The following is a 21241-nucleotide window of genomic DNA, read 5'->3' on the forward strand; positions in this document are numbered from 1 at the left end:
CGGATGATGCCGACCACCCCGAGAGGCACTGCATACGTCCGACCTGAATACCGCTTGGGCGATAGTTCATATCGAAGATCTCGCCGAGGGATCTGCCAGACCTGCAATCTGCCGCAGTCCCCTCGATCATGGAGTCGATGCGTGCCGAGTGAGTTCCAGACGATCCAGCAGGGCGGCATCGAGTCCTCGGCGGCACCGGTTTGCAGGCGGTCTTTGTTCTCGGCCATCAACACGTCGCGATTGCTGTCGAGATCGTCGGCGATGCAGATCAATGCGGCGCGTTCTTTTCGCCGGCGGTGGCTGCAGCCAGGCGGCGGGAGGCGGTACGGGCCTTTGCGCCCAACCCGGTCATATATGTGGCGATATCGGTGATTTCAGTCATCAACATATCTCTTTATCGTGGTCATTCCATCCTATCGGTATTGGTGCTGGACCAAGCTGACCGTTGATCTGGACAGGAGGAAATCCGGGAATTCTACCAGAAGTGGCTCAAGTTTCCCCAAGTGGGCTGATCGTAACACCGCCCCCCGGAAGGGAGGGCGGGGGCTGCTTGCCCTATTAGAAACTTCAATGCTACTCAGACAACAGTTTCTCGATAACGGCATGGGTTGCAGCGATTAGAAGATCGGCATCCGTATCGGTGATCTTTTTGCCGCGCTGGGCCTCAATGGCGCTGATCAGGGCATAGAGCCTGTTGACGGCTGAGACATCATTGTCGGTATTCACGTCATCCAGTGCGCCGATTGCAGAATCGAGCTTTGCATCCAGGCTGTTGGCGAGGCCTTCCTGGATATTGAGCGTCACAATCGATTCGACCACATCGGTGAGCATATCTGCAGGTGGAACGCCCTCCATGTGCAGGCGCTTTACATCCACTTCGGAGATTGCCTGGTCATAGACGCGAATGTCATCGATATCTCCACTCCAGTATCTCCGCTGATAGCCATCCGGCGAAAGGCTGTATCCGAACAGCAATCTGCCCTGGTTGGGGATGAGCGTCTTTACGTCTTCAGAGGTATCGGACAATTCGCCGTCGACCCAGAGTTCGCCATTATTGCCATTTTTATTGATGACGACGTGGTGCCATGAGCTGTCTCTGAAATCCTTCGTCGAATCGAAGAGGTAGCTATGGCCGCCTTCATAGGTCTTGGATCTGATTTCCCCTACTTGTCTTGTTGTGCTTTCAGGTCCAAGACTCAAGTAAAAGTCGTGATAGAAAACCGTTTTATCGATGACTTTCTGGCCATAACTGTTACTCCAGTCTCCACCGCCGTCATTCAGGAACCAGAGACTGACCGAGTAGCTGCTCCAGGAGGGGAAGTCCAGGCTTGTCCCGATCTCGATATAGCCACTGGAGCCGTCGAAATTGTAGGCGCTGTTTGCATTGCCGAACCGGTCGAACGTCAATGCGGCGCCTCCGTGAATCGTCCCGTCATGACCATGATAGGTTTCATCGATTGCATTGCCGTTGAAGGGGTAGTCGGCCACCAGGTTGGCGGATATCTCGGCATTCGCCATGCCGGAAATCAGCAGTGCTGTGGCAAGTGCTGTAAATTTGGAGATCCTCATTGTTAACTCCTTGTCTCTGCATAGCGCGTGGATTGCACGAACTATCTTCAAGACATAGTTAATGAGTCAACGAGGGACAGTAGTTTGTTCTCCGGGGGTGTGTAAGGAGTTTTGGAAAACCGGGAGGCTATCCAGCGCTCCCAGACATCTCCGTTTCGATCTCACCCTACTCTCTCTCCCCTGACGCAACGCTGTTCTACCCAAGCGGCGCCTGTGTGGGAGGTTCGCAATGAGCCGAATAGCATTCGCCTAATTAAATTAGTCCGTGAATACACTCTTCGTGAAAGTCCGAGTGTTTTAGTGGGAATTAACTTTTATCAAAGCAGCACAATACAGGCTCTGGTACATTGCCTCGCGTTTGATGATTGGAAAGTGTTAATTCATTAAGGAATCCGCAGATGACAGCAGCAGTCGCAGTCGCAGAAAAACAGAATCGATACCCGCCCGGTGATCTGGTAATCTGGATCTTCATCCTTGCGGAGCTGCTGGTTTTCGCCGCTTTCTTTTCCGCCTATGCCTTTACCCGAATGAACAATGTTGAACTCTTCAATGAGTTTCAACAAACCCTGGACAGGCAGGCCGCGCTGATCAATACATTTGCACTGATCACCAGTTCCTACTTTGTGGTGCGTGCCGTCAGCGCAATCAGAGAAGGGAACAAACAGCACTGTGTTCGCTGGCTGCTTGCCGCCCTGGCAATGGGCGTGGTGTTTCTGGTGGTCAAAGGGGGTGAGTATTCGCACCACTTCGGCGAGGGGATCAACCTCAGCACCAATACCTTCTATATGTTCTATATCTCCCTGACCTTTTTTCATTTTATGCATGTGATCATGGGTATGGTGATTTTGGCCGCCGTGGCGGTCAAGGCCCACAAAGGCGGCTACTCTGCAGAGGAACACACAGGCGTGGAGACTGGGGCCTCATACTGGCATATGGTGGATCTGCTCTGGTTGATCCTCTTTCCCCTGGTTTATGTGATGCGGTAATGGAACGATGAGCAGACAAACAAAATTTGGTATCCGCCCCTGCACCTGGGTCTATCTTTTCCTCATGTTTTTCAGTTTCGTCACCTTCATGATCGGTCAGGCGGGTCTGAGCGGACTGGAAGTGGCATTGGCTGTGCTGTTTCTTGCCTTGATCAAAGGGCAGTTGGTGGGTCACTACTTCATGGGATTGGGCGCGGTGCGCGGAATCTGGCGCTGGCCTGTCTTTATCTGGCTGTTGATTCCAGGTATTTTGATCAGTACGGCTTTTTACCTCTCTTACTCAACAGGCTGAATCACATTGACCAAGCTGCCATTTTATAAACCCCAGGGCAACGAGATAGCGCTTTTCGAGCATGCCTACAAACATCAACTACCGATGCTGATCAAAGGCCCGACAGGATGTGGAAAGACGCGTTTCATCAACTACATGGCGGCTAAACTGGGGCGGCCCGTCTACACAGTGGCCTGCCACGACGATCTCACGGCAGCAGACCTGGTAGGCCGTCACCTGATCGGTGACAGCGGCACCTTCTGGAGTGACGGACCCCTGACCCGGGCGGTGCGCGAAGGGGCGATATGCTATCTGGACGAGGTGGTCGAGGCGCGCAAGGACACCACGGTTGTGTTGCATCCGCTCACCGATGATCGGCGTATTCTGCCTATCGAACGGACGGGTGAGACCCTGCATGCTCCGGCAGAGTTCATGTTGGTGGTCTCCTATAATCCCGGATATCAGAATCTGCTGAAAGGCATGAAGCCGAGTACCCGGCAGCGCTTCCTGGCGGTCAGTTTTGATTTTCCGGAAGCCGAACTGGAACAGGAAATTTTGATCGGTGAAGCCGGGGCTGACGAAGTACTGGCAAGACGTCTGGTCACCCTGGCTCACGCACTACGCTCACTCAAGGATCACGACCTTGAAGAAGCGGCATCCACCCGCCTGCTGGTCTACACGGCGACCCTGATTCTGGGTGGATACGACCCGGTCGAGGCCTGTCGCGCTGCACTGGTCGAGCCCCTGACCGACGATGAGGAGACGGCAGCAGCACTGATGGAAGTTGTCGACATTACTTTCGGAATATAGGAACCGCCCCAATGAGTGACGACGATCAGGGTAAGCCACTGGCTATCATCAGCGAAGGACTCTATCTGCTGAATCTGCTGTTTCCCATTTTGCCAATGATTGGGCTGGGCTGGCTCAGGTATCGTCATCGCAACAGTGAATTCGACCTGGTGCGCAACCATCTGCCCCAGGCGTTTATCGGGGCCTGCATCAGTAGCGGCATCTTTGTCGCCGCCAACCTGTTGGTCCTGCTCCTTGGCGGCTATGGCTCTATCTCGTCGCTGATTATCTTCGAGGTCTACTTCATTGCGGTCGTGCCCCTGTTTCTGATTCCCGGTTTGATGGCGTTGATCAAGGCGATGTCCGGGCAGCAATACCGATACCCGCTGATCGGACGCAAATATGCGCGTTGAGCGCCAGCGCCTGCGTTCCTGGTTTCAGGCGGGTTTCTTTAGCCTGTTTGTACTCGCGCCGCCCCTCGACCTGTTTCGCTTCGATCTGAACCTGAACCACTTCCTTTTTCTTGGCATGCACTGGACCCTTGGACTGGATGAGCTGGTTGCCGGCGAGATCAGTGGTCTCGAGGCGGGTTTCAATATCCTGATCCGGGGCTTTGTTCCACTGCTGTTGATTGGTGGCGGGCTGATCTGGATTGCCCTCCGCTATGGCCGTCTCTACTGTGGTTGGCTTTGTCCCCATTTCTCCGTGGTTGAGACCATCAATCGTCTGATGTTCCGTGCCAGCGGCAAACAGACAATCTGGGAAAAGAGTCCGCAGCCGGAACAACAACCGGATGGGGCAATCATCAAACCCGAGAAGAAATTCTGGCCGCTGACCTGGCTTGCGGCGCTTGGCTTCGCCTTCCTCTGGGCGGTGGTGTTGCTGACCTACCTGCTGCCGCCATCAGAGATTTACCACAATCTGTTACATGGCTCTCTGACGCCCAATCAGGCGCGATTCATTGGTGTCGGTACCCTGTTGCTGTTTATCGAGTTCATGTTTGCACGTCACCTCTTTTGCCGCTTCGGCTGCGCCATCGGGCTTTTTCAGAGTCTTGCCTGGATGGCCAATGATCGCGGCATGGTGGTGGGGTTTGACAGGAACCGCGCGCGACTCTGCGGTGACTGCAGCAACGCCTGTGACAACATCTGTCCGATGCGTCTGAAACCGCGCACTATCAAACGGCGCATGTTTACCTGCACTGAGTGTGCTCAGTGCATCTCCGCCTGTGAGCAGGTTCAGGCGCCACTGCGCCAGAAAACCCTGCTGCATTGGGTGACGGATGAAGCGGCCATTACGGTTGCAACCGGTCGTCCGGCAACTGCAGAAACCGGCTCGTCAGATAACGACCTTCAGGAAGTCTCATAAGTGGAAGAGAAAGTCGGTGAACTCTGGCATCGTTTGATTACCCGGATGGCGCAGACCCGTCATCCGGAAGCGGCAGTGAGACTGAATGAGATCCACACCACCGTCGGAATTCTCTTTCGAGCTCTCGGCGGTGATGGGGGTCTGCAGGTCGAGGCGGCCCACGCCAGTGAACACGGAGCGCGGCGTAGTCTGCTGCACCGTATCGCCGGTGACAGCAAGCGGATGGAGCTCGCCTGGCGGGATGAAAACTCCTTGCACCTGCCGGCGGTTATAGACTATTTTTCATCGACCCGTCTCAATCGTGATCTTTACATCTGGCTGGCGGCCCTGGCCGTGGGAGATCATCAGGAAGAGGAGCCCTGGTTCAGTAAAAACCAGCGGCTGACGGTGGAAACCCTGGCCCGTTATCCTGGCTTGCGCGCACGTTATCTGCGGTTGGTTGAGGCGCATCTGGAACAGCGGATTCATCCCGACAAGCGGCTCGTTGCGGAAATTGCACAGGAGGCGGCGATCCGTCAGGCGCTGATCGAACCGGGGAGTGTGGAGAGGCTTCCCCAGGCCAAACGTCCTCCGCAGCCGGTTCCGCTCTGGTTACATCCCTTCCCCCCGATTGTTGCGACCGATATCGCCAATGACAATGAAGAGCCAGGTGCTGCCGGACGGGGTGAGATCAAGGATCTTGAAGAGGAGGAGCGGCGGCAGGGTGAGCGGGCTGAAAAGCTCAAAGGCAAGGATCGTGGGCTGATCACCATCCGCATGGAGACGATCTTCACCTGGGGCGATTTCCTCAATCTGGACCGTAGCTCTGAAGAGAATGACGACTTGGATAGTGCGGCAGATGCGGCTAAAGATATGGAAGTGATGAGCGTCAGTCGGGATGCCAAGGCGTCCACCAGCAAACTGCGTTTCGATCTCGATCTTCCTGCGGCCTCTGAAGACGATCTGATATTGAACGAAGGGGTTCTGCTGCCTGAATGGGACTATAAAAAAGGGCAACTGATACCCGATCTCTGTCGTGTGGTTCCCATGGTCGCGGCCAATGCAGAGCCGATGGCGCTGCCGGATAATCTGCGACGAACTGCGAGAAAACTGCGTGCCCAGTTTCAACAGCTTGCCCCGGCCCGCATCTGGCATCGAAATCAGCAGGATGGCAGCGAGATCGACCTGGATGCCTACCTGCGTTTCTCCACCGACAGGGAGATCGGACAGGCATCTACCAGTGATGGTTTATATCGGAGTCTGCGTGTCGGTTCCCGCGATCTCTCCTGTCTGCTGTTGGCGGATCTTTCGCTCTCCACAGACACCTGGGTGAATAACCATGCCCGTGTGATCGATGTCATTCGCGACAGTCTATTCCTCTTTGCTGAAAGTCTTGCCGCCACCGGTGACCGTTTTGCAATGTATGGGTTTTCATCCCGCAAGCGTGATCCTATTCGTTTTCATCAGTTGAAGACCTTTGATGAAAACTACAACGCCAATGTGCGTGGCCGCATCAATGCCATCAAGCCGGGTTACTATACCCGGCTGGGTGCGGCGATTCGTCAGAGCACCAGGTTGCTCGAAACTCAGTCTTCAGAACGGCGGTTGTTATTGATTCTTACAGACGGCAAACCCAATGACCTGGATAAATATGAGGGTCGTTTTGGTGCTGAAGACACCCGTATGGCAGTCATGGAAGCACGTAAAGCAGGCCTGCATCCCTTCTGTATTACCATTGACAAACAGGCGGGTGATTATCTGCCCCACCTCTTTGGCCAGGGAAATTATGTGTTGATCCGGCAACCTTCCGACTTGCCGAGAGAGTTGCCGCTGCTCTATGTTCGCTTGACCTCCAATTGACATATTCTGCAAAATTAATGGCTGGGTTACCCAGTTGAAGTCGTCCGGTTCAAGCGCAGCGGAACCGGCAAACGCTCCCGATTCTCTGCGATTGATCAGGCCTGTTTGGCAGGTAGGCTGAGCTTAGGGTTTTGGTATAGACTGACAGCTCCTCTATCGTCTGTATTTGAGAAGGAGATATGTCGGATCACCCGGACTCCAGAATGCTTCAGGCCCTGACGGGGCATATTCTGAGGCACAGGAAAACCTCCTATATTGCGATCACTGCCGCCCAGACACTTATGTTGGTCGGGCTCTGGTCAGCCTATTCGCATTTTATCCTGCTGCTCTGGTTCTTCTCCATGCAGGCAGTGGCGCTGCCTCATTTCATCATTTCCCAAAGGTACGCAGGCAGAGAACTTACACCAGGTCAGATAGGATATATCAAGGTTGTTTTCATTGTTTATACACTCATCAGCAGTGCGTTATGGGGGTCGCTCACCTGGTTGCTGACCGGCACCTGGGATATTCACGCCTTCATTGTCCTCATGCCGATGCTGGGTATCTTTGCAGGCGCCATTAATCTGGCTGCAATCTTACCCATCTACTTTTGTTTGGTGACCCCGATTCTTCTGCAGTCGCTGGCCGTATTTCTGTTCACCGAAGCGGCGAATCCTCTGCTGGCCGGGTTATTTGCCATCTACTATGCAGGAATGATCAAGTTTGCCATCGAGCTGCACAAAATGCTGGTGCACACCTACAGCTTGCAGTTTGAACTTGAGTCAGCCAATGGCGAACTTGTTGTGCAGAAAAAGACTGCGGAAAAGGCGAACATCGATAAGTCGAGATTTCTTGCCGCTGCCAGCCATGATCTGCGTCAGCCACTCTATGCGATGGAGTTGTTTCTTGGTGGCTTGTCCCAGGATAGGGGAAGGGATAACCGGGTCTATCTGCTTTCGCGTTTACGGAATGCACTGGACAGTATGCAGGAGATGTTCTCCGCTTTACTTGATATGTCACGTTTCGATGCAGGTGTCATTGCGCCTGCCAAGGCCAGCGTTTTCGCGAACCATTTGTTGCAGCCGCTTAGAATGAAATTCGATGATGAGTGTATCAGGAAGGGCATTCGGCTAATCATTCGCCCATGTAACCATTGGATCTACAGTGATCCGATTTTAATCCAGAGGGTACTTGAAAACTATATTTCCAATGCCGTGAAATACACGGATTCCGGTGGAATTCTGGTGGCTTGCAGGAGACGTGGGGAGGGTTTTCGCTTTGAGGTATGGGATACCGGCAGAGGTATCGGGGAAGATGAGGTTGATTCGATTTTCGATGCCTTCCATCAACTGGACAATCCGGAGCGGGACAGACGAAAAGGCGTCGGCTTGGGGTTATCCATCGTTGAACAGGTTGCCAGCCTGCTGGAAATACCGGCTGGTGTACGCTCCCGGCATGGCAAAGGTTCCGTTTTCAGCATTGACGTACCGCAGGGGGAGGCTGAGCAGGTGCTATTGGCAGAGCCGGATGACTATACGCCGGTTGATGATGATGTCTTCGTGGATCTTGTGGTTTGGCTGGTGGATGACGATGTTGATATTCTGGAGGGACTTCAGCTTCAGTTGGAGACCTGGGGCTGCATTACCCGAACCTTCGAGTCACCCGAGCAGGTTCAGGCGTTGATGGCAGAGGCGTGTGATCCACCCGATCTGCTGATTAGCGATTTACGACTTCGCGATCACAGAAATGGTTTTGAGGTGATCGAGATAGTCCGTAACCGAAGTAAAAAAGCGGTCTCGGCTATTCTGATAACTGGTGATACAGGCCAAGCGGAGTTGCAGGAGATCAGCAAGGCTGGGATTCCCCTGCTGCACAAACCGGTTACCGCAGAGAGGCTGAGGCAGACGATAGCCAATGTGATGAAATCAATCAAAGATGTTTCTGCTGTCGGCTAGCAGCTGTGTTCTGTTTTTGACGCCGATCCTTTCCAGCACCATGCTCACATGCATTTTTACTGTACTTAAGCTGATGAACAGCTCATCGGCAATCTCCTGATTGGTTCTGCCCTTTATGAGCAACTCATAAATTTCCTGCTGGCGCCGCGTCAGTTTGGCTTTTTTCGAGAGGTGGGTATTGACGTCCGTCAACGCTTCCTGTGGCACATAGGGTGTTCCGCTGAGGACCAGATCGATGGCGCTCCTCATGGATTCAAAGCTATGGGTCTTGGGGATATAGCCTGAAATGCCGCGGGACAATGCCGTTTGAATGACATCCGGCTCACAATGCATGGAGACGATGATCAGGGGTGTGTCAGGGTGTCGTTCCCGCACCGTATCAAGACCCTGGAAGTCGACCATGCCCGGCATCTTGAGATCCATGAGAATCAAATTAGCATCCGGGTGATCCTGAAGCAGGTCGAGCATCTCAGGCAGGCTGGATGCTTCATAACAGACGGCGTCCGGTTCCAGCATACTGCGCAAACCCTCCCGGAACAGGGAGTGATCATCAGCCAGGATAATCTTCATGTTTTTCGCTCAGTTAGGAACGTCCCCAGGTAGAACTTATAGCACAAAAACCTCCCAAAGTACGTACTAAAGTCTGTATCGATTAGTACCTGCGACCAATACCGTTCATCTTATTCGCTTTGTAAAATTGTGTGTAATTCCTTATCAGCCATGTATAGCAATTTAAGTTTATACGGTGAATAGGGATTAAAAAATTCAAGCGTTTCCTAAAAGGTCTTTTTCTTTGATGGGGCGCGAACAATAACAAAGGGGAAAAGAGATGAATAAAAAAATCGTCTTCACACTGTCATTAGTCGCTCTGTTATTTACTACGTTCACGACGCAGGCATCGCTTATTCGCGATGATGCGAATGGCTGGACGACAGATTCAGATACCGGACTTCAGTGGCTGCACCTGGATGAAACCGTAGGCCTCTCATGGGGTGAGGTGGAGAGCGACGTCGGTGGCTGGTGGGGTGATAGTTGGCGCTATGCGAGCAACGATCAGATCACCGGGTTGTGGGATCACGCCGATGTGACTTACCACGTATTGAACCAGTTGCACGGACTTAACGTGGATGGCATGGAATGGTTTTTCGATAACGTCATGGGACTCACATCAAGTGGAGCCAGCCGCTATGTCCGCGGTGTCTCCGCCGATCAGGTGGCTGGTGATCCCACAAAAAGATACACCCCTTACGTCTACCATGCCGTCATGAACGGCACCGCATCCTTCTACCTGACGGATAGCGGCAGACAGTTCAATTCAACAGATGCTGCTTCTGATATGGGTCACTGGCTGGTGCGGCAGGCCAGTGTGCCTGAGCCCTCAACTTTGGCGCTTTTTCTCCTTGGGGGAGTGCTGTTTGCTGCTCGTGGCAGACGCAATCTGCGGGGATAAGTCGTTTTCTGTTCGATAAGACAGAGATGAAAAGCCTGCATTTCTCCTGAAATGCAGGTTGAAATAATCAAGAACAAAAAAGAGCGATGTGAAGATGAAAAACAAGACCCTTGGGCACGATGGTGCCGGATCCTTTGACCTGTTCAGCCCACTTCTGCGGTTGATCTCCTCCCGGACAGCGAAAATACTGCCTGTCTGGCTCTTGCTAATTGCCCTTCTTTTTCCTGCTTACGTTTCGGCAGCCATCATCAGCACGGTGGCAGGGAATGGTGAAGGTGATGCGTCCTTTACTGATGTCTACAATGGTGCGCTGGCGACAGCGGTTGCCGCGAGGCAAGTGCAGGGACTTGTGACCGATGCCGATGGCAATCTCTATTACAATGCCAACACCCATGTGGTGAAGCGCGACGCCACAACCGGGTTGCTGACCCTCATTGCTGGCAACGGCACCTTCGGTTTTTCTGGCGATGGTGGACCGGCAACCAGTGCGGCATTGCAGGGTTTGGGTGTCTCAGGATTGGGCTTCGACCTGTCCGGCAATCTTCTTATCGCTGACGCCTTCAATCACCGTGTTCGTGTGATCGACAGCCTTGGAACAATACTGACACTATGGGGTGATCCCTCCGTCAGTGGCCTTGTTACCGATATGGAGTATGACGGAGGGGGCACCCTCTTCACCGTGGACAACACGAACAGCCAGATCTGGGTTACTCCGCCAGGTGGTCCTACCTTCATCTTTGCCGGACTCGCCCCGGCCTCTCCCGGCTTCTCCGGTGACGGCGGGCAAGCCACCCAGGCGCAATTGAATTCTCCTTGGGGGCTGGCGCTTGATGCTGCAGGAAATGTCTATGTTTCTGATACCAACAACCATGTTATCCGGCGCATCGACCGCATCACCAGTGTTATTACCACCTTTGCTGGAACGCCAGGAGTAGCCGGTTACGGAGGAGATGGTCTTCCTGCAACCGGGGCGCAATTGAGTCGGCCTCGTGGCATCGACTTCGACAGCGCAGGCAATCTGTTTATAGCTGATAATGGGAACGGCCGCGTGCGCCGGGTTGATGCGGTCACCGGCATCATCACCACAGTGGCGGGGAGTGGCGCTAAGGATCAGTATGGGAGATTCATCTCCTCCGGTGATGGCGGCGAAGCCACCAGCGCCGGCCTGCGTGCAGCGACCAACGTGGCGCTGGATGCAGACGATAATCTATTCATCTCCGATTACCACCGGGTGCGCAGAGTAGCCTTCTCCGATACCGCACCACCTACAGGTACAATCTCTATCAACAGCGGTGTCGATTACACCAACTCGGTAAACTTAATCCTTGATCTGACCTGTGATGACGGGGGTGGTTCGGGTTGTGCTCAGATGCGATTACGAACGCTTCCCTGGAACTACAGTGCATTCCAGCCTGTTGTGGATACGCTTGACTATAGAGTGGGCCTCGAAGGTGTTAACACAGTTGCTGTTCAGTTTGTTGATGCCCTTGGCAACCTGAGTGCTGAATTCTCTGCGAGTATCACTGTGGACGTCACTGGCCCTGGGACCGCCCTAATCACCTCTCCGGTTGATCGCGATATAATTGGGACAAGTACCCCAACCTTCAGCGGTACTGCAGAGGCATACAGTACTGTTACCCTGAGTGCTTACAGTGGAAGTTGGATACCCATCGCGATGGTTACCACCGATGCAGTTGATAACTGGACCACGGTTGTTCCGCCACAGCCCGATGGACTCCGGACTTATCGTGCCATTCCCACCGATCGGGCGGGAAACGTAGGGTGGGACGGTAATAGAGTCAGTGTCACCTTCGATACGACCGCGCCGGCGCCTCCGGTGATCACCCAACCGATCAATGGTTCATCGACAGCTGACAGAACCCCAACCTTCAGCGGTTCGGCAGAGCAGAACAGCACAGTCACACTGTATGACGGCGTTACTGTGATGGGCGCTGTCACCACTGTGCCTTTCCGCACGAGTTGGTCGTTCACACCTACGACTCTCTTGGGTGGTGGACTTCACGACATCTCGGCCACTGCTACCGACGGGCTCGGCAATGTCAGTGCCGCATCGGCGGTGATCTCCGTCACTATCATCGTTCCCAACAGTGTGCCTCCGGTGGTGACGCCGCCGGCAGACGAAACTGTGGCAGCAGTGGATGGCTCAGGAACGCCGTCGGCAAATCTTTCCACTTTTCTCGGCGGAGCCACCGCTGTAGATGATCTGGACGGTATCCTGGTGACCAGCCATGATGCACCAGCCACCTTTCCGCTGGGACCGACCATCGTTACCTTCAGCTCCACCGACAGTTCAGGCAACATAGGTACTGCAACCGCAGTGGTCTCCGTGGCCGACCAGAACGGCCCGGTGGTTACTCCACCGGCCGATGCTATCATTGACGCCGTAGACGCCAGCGGAGCGCCCGCCGCCAATGCGGCGGCATTCCTCGGCGGCGCCTCTGCGCTGGACGATGTGGACGGTGCAGTGGCGGTTACCCACAATGCGCCTGACCCCTTGCCGTTTGGAACCACCACTGTGACCTTCAGTGCAGTGGATGCCGCCGGTCATACTGGTACAGCAACAGCAACCATCACTGTGGCTGACCAGGCCGAGCCTGTGGTTATGGCACCTGACAACGTCACCCTGGCAGCTGTTGATGCCAGTGGCGCTCCTGTGGCCAATGCCGCTGTTTTTCTCAGTGGTGCTTCTGCTGCGGACGCGATAGATGGTGTTCTTGCAGTCACCCATAATGCGCCAAATCCACTACCGCTTGGAGCCACGATTGTGACCTTCAGCGCTACTGACGCAGCAGGCAATATCGGCACGGCAAGTGCAACGGTGACTGTGACAGATCAAGCTGCACCAGCAGTCACACCACCAGCCGGAGTCACCCTGGCTGCTGTCAATGCTGGCGGTATACCTGCAGTCAATGCTGCTGTCTTCCTTAACGGAGCCAGTGCTACGGACAACGTGAATGGTGTTCTCACTGTAACCCATAATGCGCCTGACCCCCTGCCGCTGGGAACGACAACCGTCACTTTCACAGCGATAGATGCGGGTGGCAATACAGGAACAGCTACAGCCGCTATCACCGTGATCGACCAAGGCGTTCCGGTAGTCACACCGCCCGGCAATGTCACCCTGGCTGCGATTGATACCAGCGGGACACCGCTGGCCAATGCTGCTGCCTTCATTGCGGGGGCATCTGCTTCGGATAACGTGAGCGGTGCTTTGAGTGTAACAAACAACGCCCCCGATCCACTGCCGCTGGGTGCTACCACTGTAACCTTCAGTACCGTAGATGCTGCCGGTCTCACAGGTAGCGCCACTGCGGTGATTACGATCACTGATCAAGGTGATCCAGTGGTCACACCGCCGGCTGATGTTATGCTTTCGGCTGTTGACGCAAACGGTACTCCCGTGGTCAATGCAGTCGCCTTCCTTAATGGCGCAGTGGTTGCTGACAACGTGGATGGAGCTCCAATTGTAACCCACGATGCGCCGAATCCCTTGCCGATGGGAGACACCACAGTGACCTTCACTGCTACAGACGCCGCTGGTAACACAGGCGCCGCTACTGCTACGGTTACAGTCTCAGACAATACCGAGCCGGTAATTTCTGCCGATGTGGGGCTGGCGCTGTTTGGTAATGCAGCGCTGGGCGGACTGAATGCCACTGCGGCGGAGATCCAGGATCTAATCAATGGCGCAACGGCACAAGACAATGTGGATGGAGCTGTAAGTGTTGCCGATGATGCGCCTGGTCTCTTCCTGTTTGGTAGCACCACTTTTTCCTTCACTGCAGTGGATGCAGCAGGTAATGAGACTAACCGGACGGCTACAGTAACAGTCAATAATCCAAGTGCAATGGGTGATGATGCGCCCGCAGCTTCAGGCACTGGACTGACCATCGGTCAGTCGAATAATGTCGGGCTCGACCCGAATGCGACGACAACAGACACAGACGGTGACGGCGTGGATGATAATCAGGAGGTCGGTGACCCGGCGAATCCGTCAGATCAGGATGGCGACGGTGTGCTGGATCTCTTCGAAAGCGGGAATGCCGCCAGTGATGCCTCTCATGTGAATGGCTTGGCCGCAGAGACCGGTACGGTTGATCTTCAGAGCACAGGCCAGAATCTGAGCCATGTAACGAGCAGTGCAACGATTGCAGGTGCGCCGAGTGGGGTCGCCTTCCCATTTGGTGTAATCAGCTACGAGACGACAGTTTCTGCGCCAGGCGCCAGCCAGACCGTGCGTCTTACCTTCAGTGAGGCGCTGCCTGACGGATTGGTGCTCTATAAAGTGGATCTGGGGGGGAATTACACGGAGATTCCCACCGCGCAATGGAACCAGGTCGATGCGAACAGTATAGATCTGACGCTCACTGATGGTGGTCCGTTCGATCTGGATGGCTTGGCAGATGGGAAAATTGTCGACCCTCTGGCACTAGGTAGTGATCCCGAGGCACCTGAAAGCAGTAGTGGTGGTGGCGGTAGCACTTCGCCGTGGCTTTTCCTGCTCTTTCTGCTGGTTATGTCACGTCGTGCCAGAGGATTTGGAAGCCATTCCAGAGGCTAATGTAAACGCATTACAACGTTAGCCGAATTATAGGGGCCTGCATTGCAGGTCCCTATGTCAGTTACCCTTCCCTTGAAATTTCCATACTTGTACATTGCATTCTGAATGCGCTGCCAATTCGCTACATCCGCCTGCCCGGCGAGCGCACAAGCGAAAAATAAGCTTTATGTAACTCGGAAAGAAAAGCAGATATCAGAAGAGAAGCCAGTAATTTTACAGGTTGCTCTCGATGATCGACAGAGAATTTATTGGATGCGTTTAGAGATCGAAGTGCTTTACGCTGCTTCAAAGAGATCATTTGCAGTAGAGAGATTTAGCGCGATTGGTATAGAAATTGCGGTGATGCCTTAAAAGTAAATGTTACTGATTTCCTGGAAATGGAATGCGTGGCTTTTATGCATATCTGCCAAAATAAGCAGTGGGAGTGTTTGGGTTCTGAAGAAGTGATTTCGGCGGGGGATGAACGAGTGCCGCTATCGTCAGCAACGATAGCGGCAGAAGCTTTCAGTCAATCCGCTCTTTGAGTGCTTTGAGTGCAGTGAGTTTTACAATTTTGCGTACGGGCTTTGCTGCGATCTTGATCGATTCGCCTGTTGCGGGGTTGCGGCCCATGCGTGCCTTGGTGCGAGGTTTTACAACCCGGCGCACCTTTACGCCAGTGTCAGGAATTGTGAACTCACCGGAGCCACGGCGTTGCAGATGACGGGTGAGCAGACTGCTCATGGAGTCGAAAACTGCGGCCACCTCTTTGCGAGTGAGGCCGGTGTCCTCTGCTATTGCGGTAATAATCTGGGTTTTGGTCTGTTTGGTGGTGATGGCTTTCAGGCGAGGTGCTGCTACTGCCGCCGCTTTCTTAGCGACAACTTTTTTCTTTGCAGCCTTTTTCGTGGTTTTCTTTGCAACTTTCTTTTTTACGACCATTGAGAAACTCCTGGGTGGACTGTCTATTCGAGAATAAAATAGCACATAAATCTTTAAGGGATAGTAATGTATCAATAAATAGCAAGGATTCAATCATGGATTGTAGCGCTATTTTTTCATAAAACTTTAATTTTTTTCTCGTTTTTGTTTTTTTATCGTCATTAACAGCGACCTTTTTTCATTGGAGATACGATTGTGAAATTACTTTTTAGCTTACTCATTTTATTGCTGTCAGCCACAAATGTATGGTCGAAGGATGTGGGAGGTGTCACGCTTCCTGAGCAGATAAATATGGATGGCAGTGGTGTGACACTACAAATGAATGGGGCTGGGATCAGAAAAAAGTTCTTCTTCTCCATCTATGTCGCCGCACTCTACCTGCCGGAAAAAACAGGGGACGCTGAAAAAATCATCAAAGAAGATGTTGCAAAAAGAGTGCTGATGCATATTGTCTATTCCGAGGTTGATAGGGAGAAGTTACGCTCCGGTTGGAAGGATGGGTTTTCCAATAATCGAAGTGCGGATGAGATGAAGGCGTTGCGAGAGCGCCTCGATAATTTTAATGCGATGTTCGAAACGCTGCACAAAGGAGATGTGGTGTTGCTCGACTACCTGCCCGGTCTTGGCACCAGAGTGACTATTCGCGGTGAACAAAAAGGCACCATTCCCGGCGCTGATTTCAACCAGGCGCTGATGAGTGTCTGGCTGGGTGGTTCACCCGTGACCAGTAGTTTGAAGTCAGCGTTATTGGGTAAGTAATGCGGTAGAAGCGATGAATTTCATAGGGGTCGGAGCCAAATTTGATTGTAGCAACAGGGCTTTCAGTGCTGTTGCACCCATCAAATTTGACTCCGGCCCCAGCGCCTTAAACTGTCTTGGTAGAGAGCCAGACGCCGCCGCGTCGTTCATCTCCTGCGCCGATGAGTTCGCCATCTGCATCCAACATTACCGTATGGGCACCGCCAAAGAAGAGGTTTTTACTATCCCATTGTCGTTGATGCGGGAATTCTGTGACGAGATGGCTGGAGACCCTCGGATCTCCCCCAGGTTCCATGCTGAGCAGGTCTTCTTCAAAATGGATGCGCGGAAAAGCGACGGCCTGTTGCAGCGGCATGTCGAAATCGATCAGATTGGATAGCACTTGGAGGATAGCACTGCGAATCCGGTTTGAACCACCGGATCCCGTAACAACGATCCGTCCTTGATCAAGGAATGCCAGCGTCGGCGACATCATGGAAGCGATGCGTTCATCTTCAGGCCAGTTGTGAAATCCACAGGGATTAATGTCCTCTTCCCCCAACATGTTGTTCATCATGATGCCGGTGCCGGGAATGACATAACCCGATCCCTCGCCATTGGATAAGGTCATGCTTGCCAGATTGCCCTGTCGGTCCAAAATGCTGATTTGGGTCGTGCCCCGAGTGCAGATGCCGCCTTTATGAAGTCGTTGCCGGTACTCTTGTAGAACATCTTCATTCAGCAGTTTTTCTATCTTCCTGCTTTGTGTTGTGCGCAGATGCTGAGTCAGGCGGATAACCCGAAGCAGTCTTCTCAGGTGATCTGCGCTGCCCGGCATATGGTTGCCCAGGGAGTGTGATTCCAGTAATGCGAGAGTGAAAGCGATCAGTGTGCCGCCAAGGGACGGTGCTGGATTGGTAAAGATGCGCGCCTGCCGGTAACGTCGTTCAAGCGGTTTTCGTTTTACAGCCTGATACTGTTTTAAGTCGTGTGGGCGTAAGTGCCCTCCCGACGCCCGGCAGGTATCGGTCAGTTGTTGACCCGCCTCTCCAAGATAGAAAAGTGCATCCCCTTCCCGGCAAAGATGTTCGAAAAAAACTGCCATCTCCGGTTGTTTGCGCGTTTCACCTACCTGCGCAAGCTGGTCGGTGCTGATGGTTGAACTGTGTAACTGAAATGCGGCATTGCTGGATCGGAGAATCGGCTGCACGATCCCGGAGATCAGATGCTGGAACGGATTGATTCTGACGCCTCTGATGGCAGCATTTATGGCCGGCAATGCCAGCAGTTTGAGCGGCATGCTGCAGCGTTCCCGATGTATCGCAAACATCCCTTTGATGAATCCGGGTGTGGCGATGGAGCCCATGCCGATATGAAAAGTCTGGCTGGCGTTGCCGAAATCAGCCACAATGGGATAGATATTGGTGGCGGCTTCAGGCTGCTTTCGAGAAGGTGTGTGGGCGAAAAAATCGTAGACCAACGGCTCGGCATTCACCGGGCGGGCGGTAAGGAAACCACCGCCACCGAGCGACGCAAGCACGGGTTCCGCCACACAGGCGGTAAGCATGGCCGCAATAGCGGCATCAAATGCGTTGCCCCCCTCCTGCAGGATCTGTAGGGCTGCGTTAGCAGTCTCCTGATGACCTGCTGCAACTACGCCTCCCGTTGTCTTTTTTTTTCGCACGTTACTTTTAGTTCCAGGAATGAAAAGACTGTTTTTGCTGGTCAGTTTTCAGAACTGTGACCCGTTACGATACCTTATGCAAAGCGGATCATGCTTTGATAGGTATAGGGTTCCCCTTCTTATTCAGCTTTTCTGTATCTTGCCGCTATCAAGCATAGTAAACGCAAACAGAACAGGAACTTAACTCCTAGAGGCGAACGCATGGCAGTGGCGAAAACACAAAAAGATGATGCCCTGCTGAAAAATCTGGTCCCCCTGAATACCTTGTCGGACGAGCAACTCGGCCAGCTGCTGAGCCGGATCGTGGTCGAGAAGGCAGTGAAAGGTGAATATCTCTTTCACGAGGGCGATACGGATCATCAGAATGTCTACCTGCTATCCGGCAGCGTCGGTCTGCTGTCCGGCAAACGGGAGGTGGATGCTGTTGCCAGTGGTACCCAGACGGCTCGTTTTGCCTTGGCTCATCAGCTCCCGCGTAAACATTCCGCCAGGGCGAAGGGTGTGGTCACCTTTGTTCGCATTGACAGCCGAATGCTAAGCAACATGTTGGCGCGGAGTCAGAAGGCAAGTTACGAAGTCAATGATATCAAGGAGCAGAGTAGTGGGGACTGGATGACCCTGTTGCTGCAATCCTCCATTTTTCAACAGATACCTCCCGCCAACCTTCAGCGCGTCATGATGCGCATGGAAGAGGTTCCAGTCACCGCTGGCGATGTCATCATTCGACAGGGGGAAGAGGGGGATTACTACTATCTGATCAGCAGTGGTCGTTGCAGTGTGGCGCGCCAGCCCGAGCAGGACAGGCCGCCTGTGGAGTTGGCGCAACTTCGTGCCGGTGACAGTTTTGGTGAAGAGGCGCTCATCTCCAACGCCCCACGCAGCAGCACCGTCACCATGGTGACCGATGGTGTGCTGGTACGTCTCAGCAAGGTGGACTTCGTTGATCTGGTAAAAAGTCCCCTCTCCAGAACCCTAAAATATAAAAAGGCCAAAGCCAGAGTCAAGGACGGCGCGCTCTGGTTGGATGTGCGTCCACCGGAAGAGTATGAGGCGGGGCATCTGCCGGAAAGCCTGAATATGCCCTTCTTCTCGCTACGCTTCCAGGCCTCCAGTCTGGCTAATGACAGGGAGTATGTCGTCCATGGCGACCAAGTGGGACAGGCTGCCACCGCGGCTTATCTATTGATGGAGAGAGGCTTTGAAGTCTACGTGCTGGATCAGGCATGGGATGTAGTGGCTCCGCTTGCCGGTATTCACGTTGCCGGGGAAAAAGTCGACAATGTCATCGACTTCAAGCGGGAAACTATCGAGGCGAACGCGCCTGAAAACGGCCAGCCGGATGAAGGCGCCCACATGGCGGAGTTTTACGCTGAGCAACAGCGTGCCGACGAAATGCAGCAGCAGTTGGAGGATGCAACCCAGGAGTATAAGAATGTTCTCAATCGTCGTCAGACTGAAGTCAAACTGTTGAAACAGGCATTGGTGGTTGCGCGCCGCCGGTTGGATGAACAGGAACAACAGTTTCAGGAGACCAGGACAGCACATGAACAGAAGATCGGCGGTCTGCAGGAGGCATCGGCCAGCGCAGAGGATGACCAAACTGCGGCAGCAGAAGAGATAACCTCCCTGCGGGGGAAATTGACCCGGTTGGATGAACAGAATGCCCTGGATCAAGGGCGATTGAAAGAGGAGCTGACCGGGCTGCAGATAGAGTTCTCAGAGACGAAAGAGTCACTGCAGGAGACCAAGGCTGCAGCTCAGACCCGGGCTGAAGAGAGTGCCGACAGGCAGACGACGCTGGAGCGGCAACTTCAATCCATGCAGCAGGGGCTTGATCGTCTACGGGAGCAGTCGGCAGACGAACAGGCCAGACTGACCCGCGAGCGCGATGAACTTTCTGGAAATCTGGGAACTTTTCAGCAGCAGTTGGATGAGCTACGCGCGGGCGAGCAGGCGCGGCAGAAGCAGGCTGAGGAGAAGCTTGCCGCAGTGACGCAGCAGGTGTCTGCTGCCGAGGCGGCGAAGCAGCAGCTGGAAAAAGAAAAACAGACCCTGGATAGTGAGCGGGATGACTTGGTGTCCCGCTTGTCTGAGAGTCAGCGTGAGCAGGAGGCCCAGAAAAACGCAGGCGTCGAGCAGGATGAGGCCAGGCAGGCAGCCCTGCAATCACTCACCAGTGAGCTGCAGCTGGTCAAGGATGAGTCGGCACGTTCCGCCGAGCGACATGCGCTCTCGCTGGTGGGGCTGGAAGAGGCCAGGGAGAGTCTGAAAATGGATCTTGCCGACAGGGATGCCCTGTTGGAAGAGCAGACACTGACCGCAACCCAGCAGGCAGTAAAACTTGAACAACTGGAGCAGTCCCAGCAGGAGGCGGAGGCGAGGCAGCAGGACTTGACTGGGGAGCAGTCGGAACTGGAAGCGCGTCTCGCTGCGGAGCAGCAACAGGTTGCAGAGCTGAAGTGCGCCCGAGAGGATCTCGAAGAGAGTCGAACGGAACTGCAGAAGGCTTTGGCGGATCTGCAGCAGAGCGCGTCGGAATCTGAAGCTGGTCAACAGGCTGAGCTGGCCTCCTTGCGTACCGGGTTGGATCAGGCCCAGGCCGAAGCAGGCGATAAACAGCGTCTCTACGAAGAAGTTGCTGAGGCCTTGTCGCATGCAGGAGAAACCACTCGTTCGCTTGAGGGGTGGAAAGCAGAGATTGAGGCCAGTGCCGCACAGCAGAAACAACTTGCAGATGAACTGCGTGAATCTTTTGAAACGGCAACATATAAAGAGCCAGGTCGAAACAGCACAGAAAAATATGAACTGCGTGCGAAAGTGCGTTTGGCAGGTGTGGTAGTGCAGATACACAAAGCCAGGTGTTTTGGCAGCCCTGAAACTGGAGCAGACACAGGCGGAGTCTGCCGGCCGGCATCAGGAAATTGCATAGTGAGAAGCGGCGGCAACGCCCGAAAAACAGGCAGAACACAGAGAAAAATGCACTGGCAGCCTCACAGGAAACAGACGCTGAAACCTGCGTCTGTTCGTTCAGTGAAATGAAGACGAAACCGCCTCTCTGGAGAAGCGCTTACCGCCTGGGCCCAGCGGGAGAAGCAGCAGCATCTTTCGTA

17 protein-coding genes are annotated in these 21241 nt (G+C 53.8%); 12 read left to right on the plus strand and 5 right to left on the minus strand.

Annotated features, from left to right (window positions below; genetic code table 11):
* Window positions 1-272 (minus strand): hypothetical protein (locus G9Q73_RS19215; RefSeq protein WP_304956582.1); only part of this gene is annotated, 272 nt, incomplete at its 3' end.
* Window positions 273-573: 301 nt separating this feature from the next.
* The gene (locus G9Q73_RS08525; protein WP_177419404.1) at window positions 574-1569 is read right to left on the minus strand and encodes a LamG domain-containing protein; all 996 of its coding nucleotides are present in this window, start codon (window positions 1567-1569) and stop codon (window positions 574-576) included.
* Window positions 1570-1967: 398 nt separating this feature from the next.
* Between G9Q73_RS08525 and G9Q73_RS08530 the strand changes: the two genes are divergently transcribed.
* The 7 genes from G9Q73_RS08530 (at window position 1968) to G9Q73_RS08560 (ending at window position 8756) form a co-directional block, all read left to right on the plus strand.
* The gene (locus tag G9Q73_RS08530) at window positions 1968-2555 is read left to right on the plus strand and encodes a cytochrome c oxidase subunit 3 family protein (RefSeq protein ID WP_177419405.1); all 588 of its coding nucleotides are present in this window, start codon (window positions 1968-1970) and stop codon (window positions 2553-2555) included.
* A gap of 7 nt (window positions 2556-2562) precedes the next feature.
* Complete coding sequence (locus G9Q73_RS08535) at window positions 2563-2847, plus strand: cytochrome C oxidase subunit IV family protein (RefSeq protein ID WP_177419406.1); 285 nt, start codon at window positions 2563-2565, stop codon at window positions 2845-2847.
* Window positions 2848-2853: 6 nt separating this feature from the next.
* A complete protein-coding gene (locus tag G9Q73_RS08540; RefSeq protein WP_177419407.1) occupies window positions 2854-3636 on the plus strand; it encodes a CbbQ/NirQ/NorQ/GpvN family protein in 783 nt (260 codons plus the stop codon).
* An 11-nt stretch (window positions 3637-3647) separates the two neighbouring features.
* Window positions 3648-4028: a magnetosome magnetite crystal formation protein family gene (locus G9Q73_RS08545; protein WP_177419408.1), complete on the plus strand. Its 381-nt coding sequence runs from the start codon at window positions 3648-3650 to the stop codon at window positions 4026-4028.
* Entirely contained in the window at window positions 4018-4983 is a 966-nt protein-coding gene (locus tag G9Q73_RS08550) for a 4Fe-4S binding protein (RefSeq protein ID WP_177419409.1), read from the plus strand. Before G9Q73_RS08545 ends, G9Q73_RS08550 begins: the two co-directional genes overlap by 11 nt.
* Window positions 4984-6822 carry a nitric oxide reductase activation protein NorD gene (locus G9Q73_RS08555; protein WP_177419410.1) on the plus strand — a complete coding sequence of 613 codons (1839 nt, stop codon included), beginning with the start codon at window positions 4984-4986 and terminating at the stop codon, window positions 6820-6822.
* 203 nt (window positions 6823-7025) lie between these two features.
* The gene (locus G9Q73_RS08560) at window positions 7026-8756 is read left to right on the plus strand and encodes an ATP-binding response regulator (RefSeq protein ID WP_177419411.1); all 1731 of its coding nucleotides are present in this window, start codon (window positions 7026-7028) and stop codon (window positions 8754-8756) included.
* Here the strand turns inward: G9Q73_RS08560 and G9Q73_RS08565 are convergent.
* On the minus strand, window positions 8727-9326 hold the full coding sequence (locus tag G9Q73_RS08565; RefSeq protein ID WP_177419412.1) for a response regulator transcription factor: 600 nt from the start codon (window positions 9324-9326) through the stop codon (window positions 8727-8729). The genes G9Q73_RS08560 and G9Q73_RS08565 overlap by 30 nt on opposite strands.
* 259 nt (window positions 9327-9585) lie before the next feature.
* On the opposite strand from G9Q73_RS08565, the gene G9Q73_RS08570 reads away from it, so the two are divergent.
* The 3 genes from G9Q73_RS08570 (at window position 9586) to G9Q73_RS08580 (ending at window position 15139) form a co-directional block, all read left to right on the plus strand.
* The gene (locus G9Q73_RS08570) at window positions 9586-10206 is read left to right on the plus strand and encodes a PEP-CTERM sorting domain-containing protein (protein WP_177419413.1); all 621 of its coding nucleotides are present in this window, start codon (window positions 9586-9588) and stop codon (window positions 10204-10206) included.
* A 94-nt stretch (window positions 10207-10300) separates the two neighbouring features.
* The gene (locus tag G9Q73_RS08575) at window positions 10301-14788 is read left to right on the plus strand and encodes a choice-of-anchor U domain-containing protein (RefSeq protein ID WP_177419414.1); all 4488 of its coding nucleotides are present in this window, start codon (window positions 10301-10303) and stop codon (window positions 14786-14788) included.
* A 105-nt stretch (window positions 14789-14893) separates the two neighbouring features.
* On the plus strand, window positions 14894-15139 hold the full coding sequence (locus tag G9Q73_RS08580; RefSeq protein WP_177419415.1) for a hypothetical protein: 246 nt from the start codon (window positions 14894-14896) through the stop codon (window positions 15137-15139).
* Between the two features lie 153 nt (window positions 15140-15292).
* Here G9Q73_RS08580 and G9Q73_RS08585 read toward each other — a convergent pair whose 3' ends face one another.
* Window positions 15293-15709: an HU family DNA-binding protein gene (locus G9Q73_RS08585; RefSeq protein WP_177419416.1), complete on the minus strand. Its 417-nt coding sequence runs from the start codon at window positions 15707-15709 to the stop codon at window positions 15293-15295.
* A gap of 195 nt (window positions 15710-15904) precedes the next feature.
* On the opposite strand from G9Q73_RS08585, the gene G9Q73_RS08590 reads away from it, so the two are divergent.
* Window positions 15905-16468: a chalcone isomerase family protein gene (locus tag G9Q73_RS08590; protein WP_369408860.1), complete on the plus strand. Its 564-nt coding sequence runs from the start codon at window positions 15905-15907 to the stop codon at window positions 16466-16468.
* Window positions 16469-16574: 106 nt separating this feature from the next.
* Here the strand turns inward: G9Q73_RS08590 and G9Q73_RS08595 are convergent, their stop codons facing one another.
* Complete coding sequence (locus tag G9Q73_RS08595; RefSeq protein WP_177419417.1) at window positions 16575-18131, minus strand: gamma-glutamyltransferase family protein; 1557 nt, start codon at window positions 18129-18131, stop codon at window positions 16575-16577.
* A gap of 201 nt (window positions 18132-18332) precedes the next feature.
* Here G9Q73_RS08595 and G9Q73_RS08600 point away from each other — a divergent pair, with 201 nt between their 5' ends.
* Window positions 18333-21170 carry a cyclic nucleotide-binding domain-containing protein gene (locus G9Q73_RS08600; RefSeq protein WP_177419418.1) on the plus strand — a complete coding sequence of 946 codons (2838 nt, stop codon included), beginning with the start codon at window positions 18333-18335 and terminating at the stop codon, window positions 21168-21170.
* The last annotated feature ends 71 nt before the right edge of the window (window positions 21171-21241 follow it).

Origin of the sequence: endosymbiont of Lamellibrachia barhami (genome assembly GCF_011947365.2) — a bacterium.
Taxonomy (GTDB): domain Bacteria; phylum Pseudomonadota; class Gammaproteobacteria; order Chromatiales; family Chromatiaceae; genus QGON01.

What these genes read in the sequence shown, in the direction of transcription:
- G9Q73_RS08525 (WP_177419404.1), bottom strand. Translation starts at nt 1,569, where the DNA reads ATGAGGATCTCCAAATTTACAGCACTTGCCACAGCACTGCTGATTTCC.
- G9Q73_RS08530 (WP_177419405.1), top strand. Translation starts at nt 1,968, where the DNA reads ATGACAGCAGCAGTCGCAGTCGCAGAAAAACAGAATCGATACCCGCCC.
- G9Q73_RS08535 (WP_177419406.1), top strand. Translation starts at nt 2,563, where the DNA reads ATGAGCAGACAAACAAAATTTGGTATCCGCCCCTGCACCTGGGTCTAT.
- G9Q73_RS08545 (WP_177419408.1), top strand. Translation starts at nt 3,648, where the DNA reads ATGAGTGACGACGATCAGGGTAAGCCACTGGCTATCATCAGCGAAGGA.
- G9Q73_RS08550 (WP_177419409.1), top strand. Translation starts at nt 4,018, where the DNA reads ATGCGCGTTGAGCGCCAGCGCCTGCGTTCCTGGTTTCAGGCGGGTTTC.
- G9Q73_RS08560 (WP_177419411.1), top strand. Translation starts at nt 7,026, where the DNA reads ATGCTTCAGGCCCTGACGGGGCATATTCTGAGGCACAGGAAAACCTCC.
- G9Q73_RS08565 (WP_177419412.1), bottom strand. Translation starts at nt 9,326, where the DNA reads ATGAAGATTATCCTGGCTGATGATCACTCCCTGTTCCGGGAGGGTTTG.
- G9Q73_RS08570 (WP_177419413.1), top strand. Translation starts at nt 9,586, where the DNA reads ATGAATAAAAAAATCGTCTTCACACTGTCATTAGTCGCTCTGTTATTT.
- G9Q73_RS08575 (WP_177419414.1), top strand. Translation starts at nt 10,301, where the DNA reads ATGAAAAACAAGACCCTTGGGCACGATGGTGCCGGATCCTTTGACCTG.
- G9Q73_RS08580 (WP_177419415.1), top strand. Translation starts at nt 14,894, where the DNA reads ATGCGCTGCCAATTCGCTACATCCGCCTGCCCGGCGAGCGCACAAGCG.
- G9Q73_RS08585 (WP_177419416.1), bottom strand. Translation starts at nt 15,709, where the DNA reads ATGGTCGTAAAAAAGAAAGTTGCAAAGAAAACCACGAAAAAGGCTGCA.
- G9Q73_RS08600 (WP_177419418.1), top strand. Translation starts at nt 18,333, where the DNA reads ATGGCAGTGGCGAAAACACAAAAAGATGATGCCCTGCTGAAAAATCTG.